This window comes from Nocardia sp. NPDC005825, from assembly GCF_040630175.1.
Lineage (GTDB): Bacteria > Actinomycetota > Actinomycetes > Mycobacteriales > Mycobacteriaceae > Nocardia.
In genome coordinates, this window is the sequence record NZ_JBEXXC010000011.1 from 94,316 (window position 1) to 112,018 (window position 17,703).

At 68.7% G+C, this 17,703-nt stretch carries 16 protein-coding genes; 11 read left to right on the forward strand and 5 right to left on the reverse strand.

The features are described 5' to 3' along the window. The first annotated feature begins 50 nt into the window (after window positions 1–50). Window positions 51–896, forward strand: coding sequence for an RNA polymerase sigma factor (locus ABZ382_RS27085; protein WP_357094271.1), 846 nt, complete (start codon window positions 51–53; stop codon window positions 894–896). A gap of 24 nt (window positions 897–920) precedes the next feature. Here ABZ382_RS27085 and ABZ382_RS27090 read toward each other — a convergent pair whose 3' ends face one another. Next, window positions 921–1,397 carry a helix-turn-helix domain-containing protein gene (locus ABZ382_RS27090; protein WP_357094274.1) on the reverse strand — a complete coding sequence of 159 codons (477 nt, stop codon included), beginning with the start codon at window positions 1,395–1,397 and terminating at the stop codon, window positions 921–923. 123 nt (window positions 1,398–1,520) lie between these two features. On the opposite strand from ABZ382_RS27090, the gene ABZ382_RS27095 reads away from it, so the two are divergent. Then, window positions 1,521–2,009 (forward strand): SRPBCC domain-containing protein, encoded by a 489-nt coding sequence (locus tag ABZ382_RS27095; RefSeq protein WP_357094277.1) that lies wholly within the window; start codon window positions 1,521–1,523, stop codon window positions 2,007–2,009. A gap of 22 nt (window positions 2,010–2,031) precedes the next feature. On the opposite strand, the gene ABZ382_RS27100 is transcribed toward ABZ382_RS27095, so the two are convergent. Continuing rightward, window positions 2,032–2,925, reverse strand: coding sequence for an LLM class flavin-dependent oxidoreductase (locus ABZ382_RS27100; protein WP_357094280.1), 894 nt, complete (start codon window positions 2,923–2,925; stop codon window positions 2,032–2,034). Between the two features lie 128 nt (window positions 2,926–3,053). Here ABZ382_RS27100 and ABZ382_RS27105 point away from each other — a divergent pair, with 128 nt between their 5' ends. The 8 genes from ABZ382_RS27105 to ABZ382_RS27140 all read left to right on the forward strand — a co-directional run bounded on the left by ABZ382_RS27105 (window position 3,054) and on the right by ABZ382_RS27140 (window position 11,684). Further along, on the forward strand, window positions 3,054–3,698 hold the full coding sequence (locus ABZ382_RS27105; protein ID WP_357094283.1) for an endonuclease: 645 nt from the start codon (window positions 3,054–3,056) through the stop codon (window positions 3,696–3,698). Between the two features lie 62 nt (window positions 3,699–3,760). Further along, window positions 3,761–4,831 (forward strand): DUF1707 domain-containing protein, encoded by a 1,071-nt coding sequence (locus ABZ382_RS27110; RefSeq protein WP_357094286.1) that lies wholly within the window; start codon window positions 3,761–3,763, stop codon window positions 4,829–4,831. 8 nt (window positions 4,832–4,839) lie between these two features. Further along, window positions 4,840–5,613, forward strand: coding sequence for a DUF1707 domain-containing protein (locus tag ABZ382_RS27115; RefSeq protein WP_357094289.1), 774 nt, complete (start codon window positions 4,840–4,842; stop codon window positions 5,611–5,613). Window positions 5,614–5,888: 275 nt separating this feature from the next. Then, window positions 5,889–7,727, forward strand: a complete 1,839-nt coding sequence (gene dnaK / locus ABZ382_RS27120) for a molecular chaperone DnaK (RefSeq protein WP_357094292.1) — start codon at window positions 5,889–5,891, stop codon at window positions 7,725–7,727. After that, window positions 7,724–8,332 (forward strand): nucleotide exchange factor GrpE, encoded by a 609-nt coding sequence (grpE, locus tag ABZ382_RS27125; protein WP_357094294.1) that lies wholly within the window; start codon window positions 7,724–7,726, stop codon window positions 8,330–8,332. Before dnaK ends, grpE begins: the two co-directional genes overlap by 4 nt. Window positions 8,333–8,386: 54 nt before the next feature. After that, window positions 8,387–9,571, forward strand: coding sequence for a molecular chaperone DnaJ (gene dnaJ / locus ABZ382_RS27130; protein WP_357094296.1), 1,185 nt, complete (start codon window positions 8,387–8,389; stop codon window positions 9,569–9,571). Then, window positions 9,571–9,966: a MerR family transcriptional regulator gene (locus ABZ382_RS27135; protein WP_357094298.1), complete on the forward strand. Its 396-nt coding sequence runs from the start codon at window positions 9,571–9,573 to the stop codon at window positions 9,964–9,966. Before dnaJ ends, ABZ382_RS27135 begins: the two co-directional genes overlap by 1 nt. Before the next feature lie 548 nt (window positions 9,967–10,514). Further along, window positions 10,515–11,684, forward strand: a complete 1,170-nt coding sequence (locus tag ABZ382_RS27140; protein ID WP_357094301.1) for a globin domain-containing protein — start codon at window positions 10,515–10,517, stop codon at window positions 11,682–11,684. A gap of 21 nt (window positions 11,685–11,705) precedes the next feature. Here ABZ382_RS27140 and ABZ382_RS27145 read toward each other — a convergent pair whose 3' ends face one another. From ABZ382_RS27145 to ABZ382_RS27155, 3 genes are all read right to left on the reverse strand, one after another. After that, a complete protein-coding gene (locus ABZ382_RS27145) occupies window positions 11,706–12,455 on the reverse strand; it encodes an FAD-binding oxidoreductase (RefSeq protein WP_357094663.1) in 750 nt (249 codons plus the stop codon). Between the two features lie 139 nt (window positions 12,456–12,594). Continuing rightward, window positions 12,595–13,755, reverse strand: a complete 1,161-nt coding sequence (locus ABZ382_RS27150) for a globin domain-containing protein (RefSeq protein ID WP_357094304.1) — start codon at window positions 13,753–13,755, stop codon at window positions 12,595–12,597. 134 nt (window positions 13,756–13,889) lie between these two features. Continuing rightward, entirely contained in the window at window positions 13,890–14,867 is a 978-nt protein-coding gene (locus ABZ382_RS27155; RefSeq protein WP_357094306.1) for an NADP-dependent oxidoreductase, read from the reverse strand. 214 nt (window positions 14,868–15,081) lie between these two features. Between ABZ382_RS27155 and clpB the strand changes: the two genes are divergently transcribed. Continuing rightward, window positions 15,082–17,637: an ATP-dependent chaperone ClpB gene (clpB, locus tag ABZ382_RS27160; protein ID WP_357094309.1), complete on the forward strand. Its 2,556-nt coding sequence runs from the start codon at window positions 15,082–15,084 to the stop codon at window positions 17,635–17,637. The last annotated feature ends 66 nt before the right edge of the window (window positions 17,638–17,703 follow it).

The window sequence follows — 17,703 nt, forward strand, 5'->3', positions numbered from 1 at the left end:
GGCCGGCCTGACGGCCCCGCGATGTCGGACCCGGTCCCTATGCTGGCGGGATGGAGACCGGATCGGAGATCGACGAGCGCGATCTCGTCGCGCGGGCCGTCGGCGGTGATCGCGCCGCCGTCGCGGATGTGGTTCGGCTGCTGCAGGATCCGATCTACCGGCTGGCGCTGCGCATGGTGTGGCGGCCCGCCGACGCCGAGGACGCCACCCAGGAGATCCTGTTGCGCGCGGTCGGCAATCTGGCGAGCTGGCGCGGCGAGGCCAAACTCACCACCTGGGCGTACCGCATCGGCGTCAATTATCTGCTGAATCTGCAGCGGCAGACGCCGCAGGAGCAGCGGCAGCTCAGCCTGGACGAGTTCGGCGAGGGATTGCGGGACGGCTTGGCGGAGGAGGACTATCGCGGTCCGGAGGCCACGCTGCTCACCCACGAGGTCCGCCTCAACTGCAGCCAGGCGATGCTGCAATGCCTGGGTCGCGATGAACGAGTCGCGTACGTGCTCTCCGATGTGTTCGAGGTGAACTCGGAGGAGGCGGCCTGGATCGTCGGCGCGACACCGGCCGCGTATCGGAAACGGGTGGAGCGGGCCAAGAAACGGCTCGGCAACTTCCTGCAGTCCACGTGCGGCCTGGCGAATCCGGAGGCCTTCTGCCGGTGCTCGCGGCGGGTGGAGAAGGCCGTCGAACTGGGTCGGGTGGATCCGCGGCGCCCGGCCTTCGCCGCGCATCCGGTGACGCCGGGCGGGCGGAGCGTGGCGGAGGCGGAGCGGCAGATGATCCGGCTGCACGACGCCGCGGCCGTGCTGGGCGCGCACCCGGATTACGCTGCGCCGCAGGCGAAGATGGAGGCCATCGCCGGGCTGTTGGCCTCGGGCCGGTTTCCGCTCCTGGAGTGAGGTTCGCTCCGGGACGAGGCTCCGCTAGGGGAGCGACGCCGAGGTCCCGTACTTCAATTCGTACGCCCACGGCGCGAGTTCCGCGGTCACGTCCGACAGCTCGGGTGCGGCGTCGCAGTCCGAGCATTCCAGGCGCACCGCGACTTTCCCGCCGCAGCCGGTGTGCCGGTAGGTGACCGGCGGCCCGTCCGGCGCGGCCCAGCGGTCGCCCCATTCGGTGAGCGCGAGGATGACCGGTTTCAGGTCGAGTCCCTTGGCGGTGAGCAGGTATTCGGGGTGGCCGCCGGTGCTGCGCTGCTCGAAGATCCCGGCCTCGACGAATTCGGCGAGCCGTTTGGTCAGGATGTTCGGCGCGATGCCGAGCGCGCGCTGGAACTCGGTGAACCGGGTCATGCCCGCGAACATGGCATTGCGCACGATCAGCAGGCTCCAGCGCTCGCCGACCAGCTCCAGCGTCCGTGCCGCCGAGCAGACCTCCCCTTCGTACATGCGTCCCAACATGACTCCAGGGTGACTTATCCGCTTGTGTGATGCAAGCAACGCCGCTATCGTGATGCAAGTAAGTTCTCGCGAGACAGTCCCCATCAACCCGCTGAACCACTGAGAGAGAAGTCGGGACCTGCCATGACTGATCAGAACTTCACCACCTCCATCACCGTCGACCGCACCCCCGCCGAGGTCTTCGCGGCCGTCCTGAACGCCCGCGGCTGGTGGTCGCCGGGCATCAAGGGCGGCACCGAGCGGGCGGGTGACCGCTTCGTCTTCGAGGCCCCCGGCGTGCACCGCAGCGAGATCGAATTGACCGAGGTGGTGCCGGACGAGCGCGTGGTCTGGCTGGTGAAGGACAACTTCATGTCCTACATCGAGGACCAGACCGAGTGGGTGAACACCGAGATGCGCTTCGATATCGCCGCGACCGACAGCGGCGCCCGGCTCACCTTCACCCACGTCGGCCTGGTGCCGGACTACGAGTGCTACGACGCGTGCTCCCCGGCCTGGACCTTCTACATCACCGAGAGCCTGCGCGACCTGGTCACCACCGGCGTCGGCCAGCCCAGCGAGTTCCCGGGCCAGATCGAGGCCGAGGCCGCCGCCGCGGCCGCGCAGCACTGAATCGGAACCGAGCCGAGTCGAATCAGAACTCCGCCAGCAGCTTTCGCGCGAGAGGCACCACCTGTCGCGCGAACCGCTGCACCTGGTCGACATCGAATCCGGGCGGCCAGTAGATGAAGGTGTCGAATCCGCCCGTGTGGGCGAGGTTCGCGATGATGCCGGCCCATTCCTCGGGCGATCCGTGGATCGGGTCAGTGCCCTGCGGATTCGGGTGCAGCGCGCGGTCGCTGACCACTCCGGGCAGCGCGGCCAGCCGGGCGATGGAGCGGGGGTCGCGGTCGTGCGCGCGGGCGGCGGCGTCGATGCGGGCATTGGCCGCGGCCCACTGCTCCCACGGCATCCAATTCGGCAGTGGCGCAACCCATCCGTCGGCGGTCGCGCCGATCAGGTCGAGGGCGTGCGGGCCCATGGCGCCCAGCCAGATCCCGATCCGGTGTCTGGGCGCGGGCCCGCCCTCGATGCCCTGCACCGTGTATTCGGTGCCGACCACCGACACCGGCTGTCCGGGCAGCCATTCGGCCCGGATGATGGCGATGCCCTCGGCGATGGCCATGAGCGCGGCCCGGCCCTTGCGGGCGGGGCCGCCCATGGCCACCACGCCGCTCTCGAAAGCGCCCGCCCCCAAACCCAATTCGAAGCGTCCGCCGCTGAGGATGTCGAAGGTGGCGGCCTGTTTGGCGAGCATGGCGGGTGTCCGCAGCGGCAGGTTGGCGACCCCGGGATAGAGGCTGACCCGTCCGGTCGCGGCGAGGCACGCGCCGATGACGGCGAAGGCGTCGCCGAACTGCGCGTTGTAGGGGTGGTCCTGGATGCCGACCAGATCGAGTCCCTCGGCGTCGGCGGCGAGGGCCATGTCGATGACGTCCGGCAGCGCGGACGCGACGGGCGGGATCGAAATACCGAACCGGGCCTGCATCGAACCTCCTCTACCAGGGGAAATCCATACTTCTGATCTTCGTGGGCGGCTACGCGCAACCCCGGCATTTCGGACCTCGACACGCTTCCCGGGCGTGTCCGCGGGTATGCCGGGGAAGAGAGGAGGCGATGCCGATGACCGCGCAGGACACCGTGCGCACCCTGCTGGCCCGGGCCGGGACCGGTTATGCCGCCGAGGCCGGAATCCGGCTGGCCGACAAACCCGCGCCGCTCTACCAGCTCCTGATGCTCGCCCAGCTGCTCAGCATTCGGATCTCGGCCCGCATCGCGGTGGCCGCCGCCCGGGAGCTCCGCGAGTCCGGCTACACCACCCCGCACCACGTGGCAGAGGCCGAGTGGTCGGATCTGGTCGCCGCGCTGGGCCGGGCCCATTACGTCCGCTACGACGAATCCACCGCCACCCGCCTGATCGCCAATGCCGCCGAGCTGATCGAGCGGTGGCACGGCGATATGCGCGGGCTCGCAACCGAATCCGGGCACGACCCCGCCGCCTTGGCCGAGCTGCTCCAGGGGTTCCGTGGCATCGGCCCCGTCGGCGCCGACATCTACCTGCGCGAGGTACAGGACACCTGGACCTGGCTCCGCCCCTACTTCGACGAGCGGGCCCGCCGCGGCGCGCGTGACCTGGGCCTGCCCACCGATCCGGCTGCCCTCGCCGCCCTGGCTCCGGCCGGCCACGACGCCGAACTGGCCGCGGCCCTGGTGCGTGTGACGCTGGACCACGGGCTGAAGGACGACCTCCGGATCGGTTGAGCCACGCGATTCAGGCGTGGATAAGGCGCGCGACCGGGCCGGAATCCGTCTACGATCCCCGCGTGAGCTCGACAACGTCCGGATCGGCCGGGGATTCCCCCGCGGCCGGACGTATGCGGGCGCGGGACATCGACCGCGTCAACGCGCGGACGCTGCTCGACGCCGCCTACGCCGAGGGCGAGCTCGGGGCCGAGGAGTATCACCAGCGGTCCGATCAGGCCCAGTCCGCGCAGACCCTCGGCGAATTGCAGCGGCTCATCGCCGATCTGCAGCCGAGCACCAAGACCGCCGACCTCACCCCCGCGCGCAAGTGGTCGCGGCGGTCCGCCTCGAGCGGGTACCCGCCGCGGACGCGGGCCCGCGACGCCGATCGGCAGGCCACCAGCGCCCTGCTCGACGCCGCGCTCGCGGACGGGCAGCTGACCGCCGCCGACCACCGCACCCTCACCGAACTGGCCGGTGAGGCCCGGACCCTGGGCGACCTTTCCCAGCTCACCGACGATCTGCAGCGGCACGCCGACGCCGCCCCCGACCCGGTCCCGCCGAAGTCGCGGCGCGAGAACTGGTTCGCCGCCGGCGTCGCCGCGATGAGCATCGCGGTGGCGGTGGGCACCTTCCTGGCGGTGGCCCGCCCGGCCACCCCGCCCGCCGGGCCGCCCGCGGTGGACCTGGGCATCATCCAGCCGCTGGTGCTGCCCCGGCCGAAACTCACCGAGGCCGAGGGCATCTCGTACTTCCGTGACGTCTACCGGGCGAAGTTCGGCGACACCGTGCTCGACGAGGTGGACTTCTACCCCGGCTACGCGGTGTTCACGCGCGCGACGCAGGCCAATCGGAAGGTGCACTACAACTATTTCGGCGGTTTCGACCAGACCGACCAACCCCAGACCCGGGACCCGAAGACCCCGACCGTGGACCTGGCGGCCTTGAACGTGCAGGCCGTCGCGGCGCTGGCGGCTCAGGCTCCCGCCCTCACCAAGGTCGATCAGGGCGTGGTCAACTACATCGACATCCAGGGCAGCGGCACCGGGCCGGTGATCCGGCTCTATGTCGGCAACCAGGCCAAGGAGACCGGCTACGTCGAGGCCGCCCTCGACGGCCGGGTCACGCGCACCGTGGCGTTCGGGGGATAGGCGAGACCATGGCTGACGCACGCTCCCGGGGAGTCCGGGCCCGCGACACCGATCGCGTGGACGCCTGCACCCTGCTCGATTCGGCGCGCGACGCGGGCGAGCTCACCGACGCCGAACACGCGCACCGGACCGCGAAAGCCATGGCGGCCAAGACCTTCGGCGATCTCGACGGGGTGCTCGACGATCTGCAGGTCCCGGCCAATCTGGTGAATTCGCCGGTGGTGCGGGCGAATCGGCGCGGCCCGTCCACCCGCTGGAAGGTGGCGGCCGCGATCGTGGTGGCGGCCGCCCTGCTGGGCGCGTTCGCGGGCTGCGTGTCCCGGGTAGCCGCGCCGAAGCCGGACCTGCCGGATCCGACCACGGGTCAGGGCCTGGCCAGTTTCGTCGAGGCCTACAAGGACCACTTCGGCGACACCAAGGCCGACGAGGTCACCCTGTTCCCCACCTACGCGGTGATCGAGCGGCGTCCGGCGGATCCGAACGCGCCGCGGGACGACTACTACCGCTACGACGGCAGTTTCCGCAGTACCGGCGACATTCCGCGGTCGCCGGGCACCGACATCATCGACCTGTCGGTCCTGGATCTGAAGAAGATCGCGGGCCTGCTCGCGGGCGCCCCGAAGTCGGCGGGCGTGCCGAACGGCCGGATCAGTCACATCATCATCGGGCGCGGCAAGGACGGCGGGCCGATGGTGACCGTGTACGCCGTGGACGGCGCCAAGTCCGGCTACATCAAGGTCACCGCCACCGGTGAGCCGATCATGCTCAACTGGCCCTCCTGAACGGTCACGATCCGGATCCATCCGTGGTTCCGGACCGGCCGGTATGGACACAATGGCAGGGTCCGCGCCTCGGCCGCGGGCGTCGGGCCGCGCCGCCCCCGAAGAAATTTTCTGTGACTCGTGGAATAGATGACGCGCGCCGCCCGTTGGGACAGGTCAGCAAGGTTGAGCGAGTTCGACTCAAGTTCAAGTTGCGTACCGCCGTCGGCGGAGGCAGGATTGAGCCGACCACGCTCAGTGTCACTGAGATGTAGTGCCAACTAGGAGGAATCACCATGGCTCGTGCGGTCGGTATCGACCTCGGGACCACGAACTCTGTCATCGCCGTTCTCGAAGGCGGCGAGCCGGTCGTCGTGGCCAATTCGGAAGGATCGCGGACCACCCCCTCGGTCGTCGCGTTCGCCAAGAACGGTGAGGTGCTCGTCGGGCAGCCCGCCAAGAACCAGGCCGTCACCAATGTCGACCGCACCATCAAGTCCGTCAAGCGCCACATGGGCGAGGACTGGTCGGTCGAGATCGACGGCAAGAAGTACACCCCGCAGGAGATCTCCGCGCGCACGCTGATGAAGCTGAAGCGCGACGCCGAGGCCTACCTGGGTGAAGAGATCACCGACGCCGTGATCACCGTCCCCGCCTACTTCGAGGACGCGCAGCGCCAGGCCACCAAGGAGGCCGGCCAGATCGCGGGCCTGAACGTCCTGCGCATCGTCAACGAGCCGACCGCGGCCGCGCTGGCCTACGGCCTGGACAAGGGCGACAAGGAACAGACCATCCTGGTCTTCGACCTCGGTGGCGGTACCTTCGACGTCTCGCTGCTGGAGATCGGCGAGGGCGTCGTCGAGGTCCGCGCGACCTCCGGCGACAACCACCTCGGTGGCGACGACTGGGACGAGCGCATCGTCGGCTGGCTGGTCGACAAGTTCAAGGGCACCTCGGGCATCGACCTGACCAAGGACAAGATGGCCATGCAGCGTCTCCGTGAGGCTGCCGAGAAGGCCAAGATCGAACTGTCGTCCTCGCAGTCGACCTCGATCAACCTGCCCTACATCACCGTGGACGCGGACAAGAACCCGCTGTTCCTCGACGAGCAGCTGACCCGCTCGGAGTTCCAGAAGATCACCTCCGATCTGCTGGACCGCACCCGCAAGCCGTTCCAGTCGGTCATCAAGGACGCCGGCATCTCGGTCGGCGACATCGACCACGTGGTGCTCGTCGGCGGCTCGACCCGTATGCCCGCCGTCTCCGATCTGGTCAAGGAACTGACCGGCGGCCAGGAGCCGAACAAGGGCGTGAACCCGGACGAGGTCGTCGCCGTCGGCGCCGCCCTGCAGGCCGGTGTGCTCAAGGGTGAGGTCAAGGACGTCCTGCTGCTCGATGTCACCCCGCTGTCGCTGGGCATCGAGACCAAGGGCGGCGTGATGACCAAGCTCATCGAGCGCAACACCACGATCCCGACCAAGCGCTCGGAGACCTTCACCACGGCCGACGACAACCAGCCGTCGGTGCAGATCCAGGTCTTCCAGGGCGAGCGTGAGATCGCCTCGCACAACAAGCTGCTCGGATCGTTCGAGCTGACCGGCATCCCGCCGGCCCCGCGGGGCGTGCCGCAGATCGAGGTCACCTTCGACATCGACGCCAACGGCATCGTCCACGTGACGGCCAAGGACAAGGGCACCGGCAAGGAGAACACGATCAAGATCCAGGACGGCTCCGGCCTGTCCAAGGAGGAGATCGACCGGATGGTGAAGGACGCCGAGGCGCACGCCGCCGAGGACAAGGCGCGTCGCGAGGAGGCGGAGACCCGCAACCAGGCCGAGTCGCTGGTGCACCAGACCGAGAAGTTCATCAAGGACAACGAGGACAAGGTCCCGGCCGACGTCAAGACCAAGGTCGAGGCGGCCATCGTCGAAGCCAACGACGCGCTGAAGGGCACCGACATCGGGGTCATCAAGACCGCGGTGGAGAAGCTCGCCACCGAGTCGCAGGCGCTGGGCCAGGCCATCTACGAGGCCTCGGCCGCCGACCAGGCCGCGCAGGGCAACGGCGCGGGCGCGCCCGAGTCCGATGACACCGTCGTGGACGCCGAGGTGGTCGAGGAGCCGGAGAAGAAGTGACGAACCAGAACCCGGACAACATGGTCGATCCGGCCACGGGTGAGGTCTTCGAGGCCGCGGCGGACGCCGCCGCGGCCGCGGGGGCCGAGGGGACTCCCGAGGTCAGCGAGGACGCCCTCGCCGACGCGATCACGGCCGAACTGGCCGAGCGCACCTCCGATCTGCAGCGCCTGACCGCGGAATACGCCAACTACCGCCGCCGGGTCGAGCGGGACCGCAAGGTCACCATCGACACCGCCAAGGCCGCGGTGGTCAGCGAACTGCTGCCGGTGCTCGACGATCTGGACCGCGCTCGCGCGCACGGTGACCTGGACAACGGCCCGCTCAAGTCGGTCGCCGACAAGCTGGTCACCGCCCTGCAGAAGCAGGGCCTCGAGGAATTCGGTTCGGAGGGTGAGCCTTTCGACCCGACCCTGCACGAGGCCGTGCAGCACGAGGGCAGCGGTGCGGACCCGGTGCTGGGCATGGTGATGCGCAAGGGCTACCGCTTCGGCGATCGCGTGCTGCGGCACGCGCTGGTCGGCGTCACCGACGGTGTGGCGGATCTGTCTGCGGCGCAGCCGGATTCGCAGAACGCTGGCACCGATGCCGCTGGCACTGATTAACAGCGATCGGACGTACCCCGCGTCCTCGACAACACGGAAAGGAGGAGATGCCCGGTGAATCGAGAATGGCTCGAGAAGGACTTCTACAAGGATCTGGGTGTTTCCTCCGGCGCCACCCAGGACGAGATCAAGAAGGCCTACCGCAAACTGGCCCGAGACCTGCACCCGGACAAGAACCCCGGGGACAGCAAGGCCGAGGAGCGGTTCAAGGCCGTCAGCGAGGCGAACGCCGTGCTGTCGGATCCGGAGAAGCGCAAGGAGTACGACGAGGCCCGCAAGCTGTTCGCGGGCGGCGGTTTCGGCCGCGGCGGATTCCCGCCCGGGGGCGGCTACGGCCAGCCCGGCGGCGGGTTCTCCGGTGGAGAGTTCAACCTGGGTGACATCTTCGGGGCCGGCGCCGGTGGCGCGGGCGGCGCGGATGGCGGCCTGGGCGACCTGCTGGGCGGACTGTTCAATCGCGGCGGCACGCGGGCGTCCTCGCGTCCCCGGCGCGGTTCGGACGTGGAGACCGAGACGACTCTCGGCTTCCGTGAGGCCGCCCAGGGCGTGACCGTCCCGCTGCGGATGACCAGCCCGGCCGCCTGCACCACCTGCCACGGCAGCGGCGCGAAGCCCGGCACCAGTCCGCGGGTCTGCCCGCACTGCAACGGAACCGGCGTGGTCAGCCGGAACCAGGGCGCGTTCGGCTTCAGCGAGCCGTGCGAGGACTGCCGGGGCACCGGGTCGATCATCGACGACCCGTGCGTCGACTGCCGCGGTTCGGGCATCCAGAACCGGACCCGCACCATCACCGTGCGCATTCCCCCGGGCGTGCGCGACGGGCAGCGGATCCGGCTGGCCGGTCAGGGTGAGGCGGGCCTGCGCGGCGCGCCTCCGGGCGACCTGTACGTCACCGTGCACGTCAGCCAGGACAAGGTCTTCGGCCGCAATGGCGACGACCTGACCCTGGTGCTGCCGGTCTCCTACGCGGAACTGGTGCTGGGCACCACGGTGTCGGTGCCGACCCTGGACGGTCGGGTGGGCGTCAAGGTGCCGCCGGGCACCGCCGACGGCCGCACCCTGCGGGTGCGCGGGCGCGGTGTGCCCAAGCGTGACGGCGGCGCGGGTGACCTGCTGGTCACCGTGAAGGTCGCGGTCCCCCAGAAACTGGACGACGATGCCACCGAGGCGCTGCGGCGCTACGCGGAGGCGGAGAAGACCAGTGGGTTCGATCCCCGTGCGGGATGGGCAGGTGCGTAATGAGTTCCGATCCGAAGCATTCCGAGGCCCAGTACTTCCTGATCTCGGTGGCCGCGCAGCTGGCGGGCATGCACGCCCAGACGCTGCGCACCTATGACCGGCTGGGTCTGGTTACGCCGCAACGCACGTCGGGCGGCGGCCGGCGCTACTCGAACCGGGATGTGGAGCTGCTCCGCGAGGTGCAGCGCCTGTCCCAGGACGAGGGCGTGAACCTGGCCGGCATCAAACGGATCATCGAACTCACCAACCAGGTGGACGAGCTGCAGCAGCGGGTGAGCGAGCTGACCGCCGAGGCGGAAAGGCTGCGGGCCGGGTACCGGCCCGCGCATCTGACCCCTCAGCCCAGCACCGCTCTCGTGGTGTGGCAGCCCCGAAACCGGCGCAAGCCGCAGTAGGCGAGACAAGCAGGAAGGCGGCGTCCCATTCGGGGCGCCGCCTTCCCGCTGTTCGGGACCCCGGTTCCCGCTGGGTGGACACCGCCTTCGGTCGTTCGCCCTGTTGCGATTGTTGCGGCCGATGTGCTGAGTTGCGGTACCGGACTGTGTTATTGGCGAAGTCCGGTGCTTGGGAAATAACAAACAGACCGGTAGGTTACAAATTGCTGCCGATCGTGAGTTTTGTCCGTATGCTGCAGGGGAATTCATGGCCTGCACGGTTGCGGCAGGATCGCTGTTTTCCTGAGTCTTGCAAAACGGATCAGCCAGAATCGACGACTGAAAACCCGTGTCGCACGGCGTTTTCCAGTTGATCAGTTGGTTTTCGGCTCAGAAGCCCCGCAACGTTCACGTTTCTGAGGAATAAAGGGCCTGTTATTGAAACGTCCCGTTCCGTTGCTGGCTAACCTCGCTTACACTTGCTTGGCAACGGCTGCTGTCGAGTGTCCCGCAGCACTTCACTCGCCGGTCACGCCTGCGTTCGATTGCGAAATGGGGTTGTGACACAAATGGATTCGCGGACCGTCGCATTGATAAGAACAACGTTCAAGGCGGTTGCTGCGGAAGAAGGTGGCCCCGAGAAACTCGCGCGATCGTTCTACGCCATCCTCTTCACGGAGTACCCCCACGTGCGGGACTTCTTCCCCGCCGCCCTGGACGCCCAGCGCGACCGGCTGGTGAAGGCCATCGCCTACGTGGTGGACCGGCTGGAGGAGCCCGACCGGCTGCTGCCCTTCCTGGCGCAGCTCGGCCGCGACCACCGCAAGTACGGAGTGGTGGCCGATCACTATGAGGCCGTGGGGAAATCGCTCAAGAGCGCGCTCGAGGCCTACGCGGGCACCGAGATCTGGACCGACGAGGTCGGCCGCGCCTGGGACGAGGGCATCGGCATCATCGCCGGCACCATGATCAAGGCCGCCGACGGCGAGACCACCCCGCCGGTGTGGACCGGCACCGTCATCGAGCACCGCGAAGTGCTGCGCAACCTGGCGGTCGTGCGCCTGAAGCTGGACCAGCCCATGCAGTACGCGGCCGGCCAGTACATGAGTGTGCAGATCCCGTCCCGCCCGCGCATGTGGCGCTACCTGTCCCCGGCCATCCCCGCCAATGCCGACGGCGAACTGGAATTCCATATCCGCGGCGTCACCGGCGGCTGGGTCAGCCCGGCCATGGTCGGGCACAGCCGGGTCGGCGAACAGTGGCTGATCGGATCGCCGCTGGGCGGTCTCGGCGTGCCCCGCAACACCCGCCGCAAGATGCTGATGATCGGCTGCGGCACCGGCATCGCGCCGCTGCGCGCCCAGCTCATGGCCATGACCTCGCGCCGATCCAACCCCAAGGTGGATCTGTTCGTCGGCGGCCACTATCCGTGCGACCTCTACGACCTCGAGGTGCTCAGCCAGTTGGCCTGCGCCAACAAGTGGCTCACCGTGCATCCGGTCACCGAGTCCACCGAGAACCCGTGGTGGCACTTCGACAATTCCGAGGAGCCCCGCGAATTCCCCGGCCTGCAGCCGCGGGTGGTCGGTCAGATCGGCAAGATCGTCGCGAGCCACGGTTCCTGGGAGGACCGCGACGTACAGATCGTGGGAGCCCCGTCCATGGTGCAGACCACCAAGTTCCGGCTCATGGCGGCCGGCACCTCCACCGAGAACATCCGCCACGACCCGCTGTTCTGATACCCCGGCCGCGGCGAGGGCTCAGAAGCCTTCGTAGCGAATGGCTTCCGCGGGAGCGCCGATGGCGACGAGCTGGTCGATGGTATTGCGCACCATGGCCGCGCCGCCGCACACCAGGATCTGGTGGTGGTCCAGCGGGCCGAACCGCTCCGGGATGTCGGCGATGGTGCCCGGCATCATCTCCTCCGGCTGGAAGCCGATGTCGACGCGGCACTGCTCGTACCAGGCGTCGACGAAATCCGGGTCGTACTCGTCCTGCACCACGGGAACCACGGTGAGCCAGGGCATTTCGCCGGTCAGCAGGTAGAGCATGTCGGAGGCGTACAGGTCGCGAGGGTAGCGCGCCCCGACGAACAGGTGGGTGCGCGGCGGCTGTTCGCGGCGTGCGAGATCCAGCAGCAGCGCGCGCATCGGCGCCAGCCCGACCCCGTCGGCGATCATGACCACCTCGGTGGCGTCCGGCTCCACCGCCAGCCAGCCGCCGGGGGCGCTGATCCGCCATTCGTCACCGGGATGGGAGTCGGCCACGATGGAACCGCTGCACCAGCCGCCCGGCAGGGTCCGCACATGGAATTCCAGCTTGCCGTCCAGCGACGGCGGCAGCGCGGAGTACATGCGGCGCACCATGTTCGGATGCTGCGGTGTGCGCACCTCCACCGACTGTCCCGCCGCGAACGGCACGAACTCGCCGATCAACCGCACCACCGTGGTGTCCTCGCGCAACCGGTGCGCTCCCACCACCGTGGCGGTCCACTCGGTCTGCGCGTCCAGGGGCAGCGCGCCGGTCTCATCGGGGCCGATCGTCAACGAAACTCCTCATCGAAAAGCCTTGCACCCCGGCCTGCTCGGGCCTGGGCGTACCCGGATCCACACTGTCACACGAGATCCGGTCCCTACCTGATCCGGTCCGTCACACCGGGTCGGAGCTGATCGCGGATTCCGGGGCGCCCACCGCGAGCAGCGCTCGCTTGGTGTCGGCGATCATGCGGGCCGAACCGGCGATCTGGATCTGCCGATCCGCCCAGGCGCCGAAGCTGGCTACCACCGCGCCCAGGTTCCCGATCAGCCGCCGATGCATACCGAAGGGCGGATCGGCGGGCGGGTAGGGATGCCACCAGGGATTGGTCTCGTTCTCGCAGACCGGGATCACCGTGAGCCACGGATTGGACTGCGAGAGCTGCCACATGTTCTCCACGTCGTAGAGGTCACACGGGTAGCGGCCGCCCATGAACAGGTGCACGCGCGGGTTGATGCCGCGCCGTCCCATCTCGATGAGCTGGGCCCGCAGCGGGGCGATACCGGTGCCCGCGCCGATCATGAGCACGTCCTTGCGGCGGCTCAGGTCGACGTGCAGGCCGCCGAGCGGGGCGGCGATCATCCAGCGGTCGCCGACCTGGGTCTCGTTCACGATGCCGGGGCTGACCCAGCCGGTCCGGACCTTGCGCACGTGGAATTCGATCTCGCCGTACGGGTTGGTGGGGATGGCGGGAGACAGGTAGCGCCACATCTTGGGCCGCTGCGGGATGGCGACCGGCACGTACTGCCCGGCCTGGTAGGGGATGGGGGTGTCGGTCTGCAGGCGCACGATGGCCAGATCGTCCACCACCCGCCGGTGCCCGACCACGGTCGCCTCCCAATAGGGTTGCGACTTATCGGAATTCGCTCCGATGGCCATGGACGCCGAGATCAGGATGGTGATGTCGCGCCAGCCCGCCTCGAGCGGCCGCGACCAGTTCGCAACCCCGTTGTAGCTGCGGAAGGCATGCAGCAGGGCGCGCCCGGCGATGTCGTAGTGCGCCGCCTCGACCCCGTACTTGCGGTGGTCGCGGGCGAGTTGCTCCAGGAAGCGCTGGGCACGATCCCAGTCTTCCAGGTTGTCGAGGACGAACGAGATGGCCGTGACCAACCGTTTCGCCTGCATGTCCATGGCGGAGGGGAAAAGTTCCCGCAAAGCGGGGATCTCCGCGAAAAGATGACCGTAGAACGCGCTGATCAGCCGTTCCGGCCCATTGGGGGCCTCGACGACTGTCCGAAAGTTTGCGCGGACCAGCGCTGCCGAACGCGCATCCACGACGTCGAGCTTTCCTTCCTGTCCAACTACCCCGAACCGCCTGCTGCCAGGCGGCCCTCCGCGTCAAGTATCCCTTAAAACCCGGTGGTCGCACGGATATAGCCGGAGGTGGATCGATTTCCGTAACCCAGGGTTCAGATCACCAGCACAGTCTTGCCGCGCGCACCCGACGCGCCGATCATGGCGGGCGCGTCGGCCAGCGGCGGCAGATTGCGGATCGGCACCGTCAGATCGCCGGTCGCGACCAGGCGCAGCAGTTCGCTCAATTCGGCCGTGCCGCCGCGGGATTCGAGGTTGCCGCCGGTGATGCCGCGCGCCCGCAGATCCGCCTCGTCGGCCGATTCGATGGTCGAGTAGGCGTGGCCGCCGGGCTTCACCAGGCTCGCGTTGTCGGCGAACACCGGCGGCGGACTGACCAGATCGAAGACCGCCTCGATGCCGCCCGGATCGGTGATCCGCACCGAGTCGGCGACCGACAGTTGGGCCGCCTCGGCGTGGGTGGGCGAGTCGGTGACGGTCATGCGGCCGTAGTTCACCACCTCCATGGCGCCCAGCCGGACCATGCGGTCGGTGTCGTCGGGGCGGGCGGTCGCGATGACGTGCGCCCCGGCCATGGCCGCCAGCTGCACCAGGTAGGAGCCGACGCCGCCGGACGCGCCGACGATCAGCACCCGCTGCCCGCGCTCGACCCCGGCCGCGTGCAGCAGGTCCAGGGCGGTGATGCCCGCGGTCGGCAGCGCGGCCGCGCGCACCGCGGTGACCTCGTCGGGGAGCTTGACCAGGGTGCCGCCGTCGGCGGTCACCAGGTATTCGGCGAAGGTGCCGTGCCCGAGCGGCGGCGACAGGAACTTGCCGACCACCCGGTCGCCGATGTCGAAGTCGTCGACGCCCGCGCCGACCGCGCTGACGGTGCCCGCGCCGTCGACGCCGGGGATCATCGGAAAGTCATGGGGGAGTTGGCCGTCCAGGAAGCCGTCGATGATCCGCTGGTCGACGGGGTTCACCCCGGCCGCCTCCAGATGGATCTGGATCTGTCCCGGTCCGGGCTCCGGGACCGGCATGTCGGCGGGTTCGGGGGTGCCACCGAATTCTCGGACGACGATCGCGCGCATTGCTGCTCCATTCGTTCGGGCGAACCGGGATGGATGAGCGGGTGTGATGCGTCAACGAATGGGGCCATCGTACGCGTAGCGTGTGGAGGGGCTCCTGGCCGTGAGAGAAAGGGCCTTGGTCACTGGTGCCGCCGCCGGAAATTGGTCAGACTTGAGCGGAACAGACTCAACTTCTACCGCGTTGTAGACAGCAACGACTAGTAGGAAGGTGACAGTGGACTCGTTCAATCCCACCACCAAGACCCAGGCGGCGCTGACCGCCGCGCAACAGGCGGCCTCGGTCGCCGGTAACCCGGAGATCCGTCCGGCTCACTTGCTGGTGGCGTTGCTGGATCAGACCGACGGCATCGCCGCACCCTTGCTCAAGGCCGTCGCCGTCGATCCGGCCACGGTCCGGCGTGAGGCCCAGGAGATCGTGGATCGGCTGCCCCGCGCCACGGGGGCCACCACCACACCCAATTTCGGCCGCGAGGCCATCGCCGCGCTCACCTCGGCGCAGCACCTGGCCACCGAGCTCGGCGACGAGTACGTCTCCACCGAGCACCTCGTCTACGGCTTGGCCGCAGGCGATTCCGATGTCCAGCAGTTGCTGCTGAAATACGGCGCGACCGCGGACGCGCTGCGTGAGGCGTTCACCGCCGTGCGCGGCAACGCCCGCGTCACCTCGCCGGATCCCGAGGGCTCCTACCAGGCGCTGGAGAAGTACTCCACCGACCTGACCGCGGCCGCCCGCGAGGGCAAGCTGGACCCGGTCATCGGGCGCGACACCGAGATTCGCCGCGTCGTGCAGGTGCTGAGCCGCCGCACCAAGAACAACCCGGTGCTGATCGGCGAGCCCGGCGTCGGCAAGACCGCCATCGTCGAGGGCCTGGCCCAGCGCATCGTCGCGGGCGACGTCCCCGAATCGCTGCGCGGCAAGAAGCTGGTGTCGCTGGACCTCGGCGCGATGGTCGCGGGCGCGAAGTATCGCGGTGAGTTCGAGGAGCGGTTGAAGGCCGTGCTCGAGGAGATCAAATCCTCTGCGGGGCAGATCATCACGTTCATCGACGAGCTGCACACCATCGTGGGCGCGGGCGCGACCGGCGAATCCGCCATGGACGCCGGCAACATGATCAAGCCCATGCTGGCCCGCGGTGAACTGCGCCTGGTCGGCGCCACCACCCTCGACGAGTACCGCCAGCACATCGAGAAGGACCCGGCCCTGGAGCGCCGGTTCCAGCAGGTGCTGGTCGGCGAGCCGTCGGTGGAGGACACCGTCGGCATCCTGCGCGGGCTCAAGGAGCGCTACGAGAACCACCACCACGTGCGGATCACCGACTCCGCGCTGGTGGCGGCGGCGACCCTGTCCGACCGCTACATCACCTCCCGGTTCCTGCCGGACAAAGCGATCGACCTGGTCGACGAGTCGGCCTCGCGGCTGCGCATGGAAATCGATTCCCGCCCCGTGGAAATCGACGAGATCGAGCGCGTCGTGCGACGGCTCGAGATCGAGGAAGTGGCCCTGGCCAAGGAGACCGACGACGCGTCCAAGGCGCGCCTGGAGAAGCTGCGCTCCGAACTCGCCGACGACCGCGAGAAGCTCAACCAGTTGATGACCCGCTGGCAGAACGAGAAGCAGGCCATCGATGCGGTGTCGGTGCTCAAGGAGGAGCTGGAGTCGCTCAAGGGCGAGTCCGAGCGGGCCGAGCGCGACGGCGACTACAACAAGGCCGCCGAACTCCGGTACGGGCGAATCCCCAAGCTGGAGAAGGAACTCGCCGAGGCCGAGGCGAAGGCGAAGACCGCCGCCGACGGCGACGTCATGCTCAAGGAGGAGGTCGGGCCGGACGATATCGCCGAGGTGGTGTCGTCGTGGACCGGTGTCCCCGTGGGCCGCATGATGGAGGGCGAGACCCAGAAGCTGCTGCGCATGGAGGACGAACTGGGCCGCCGGGTCGTGGGGCAGAAGGAAGCCGTGCAAGCGGTGTCCGATGCCGTGCGCCGGGCGCGGGCCGGGGTCGCCGACCCCAACCGGCCCACCGGTTCCTTCATGTTCGTCGGCCCGACCGGCACCGGTAAGACCGAGCTGGCGAAGGCGTTGGCGGACTTCCTGTTCGACGACGAACGCGCCATGGTCCGCATCGACATGAGCGAGTACGGCGAGAAGCACTCGGTGGCCCGCCTGGTGGGCGCGCCTCCGGGTTACGTCGGCTACGACCAGGGCGGCCAGCTCACCGAGGCGGTGCGGCGACGCCCGTACACGGTGGTCCTGTTCGACGAGATCGAGAAGGCCCACCCGGACGTCTTCGACATCCTGCTGCAGGTGCTCGACGAAGGTCGGCTCACCGACAGCCAGGGCCGCACGGTCGACTTCCGCAACACCATCCTCATCCTGACCTCGAATCTGGGTGCGGGCGGTGACCGGGACACGGTCATGAACGCGGTGCGCCGCGCCTTCAAGCCGGAGTTCCTGAACCGGCTCGACGACGTGGTCATGTTCCACGCCCTCGACGAGGAGCAGCTCGAGCAGATCGTCGACATCCAGCTGAACCAGTTGCAGAAGCGGCTCGCCCAGCGCCGCCTCACCCTGGACGTGTCCGACTCGGCCCGGTTCTGGCTGGCCGTGCGCGGCTACGACCCGGCCTACGGCGCGCGCCCGCTGCGCCGGCTGATCCAGCAGTCCATCGGCGACTCGCTCGCCAAGGAACTGCTGGCCGGCGAGGTGCAGGACGGCGACACGGTGAAGGTGAACGTCACGCCGGACGGTGACACCCTCATCGTCGGCCGCTGACCTGACGCGACGCGACGAATGGCCCCGAGACGAAGGTCTCGGGGCCATTCGTACGGCCGGAGCGAA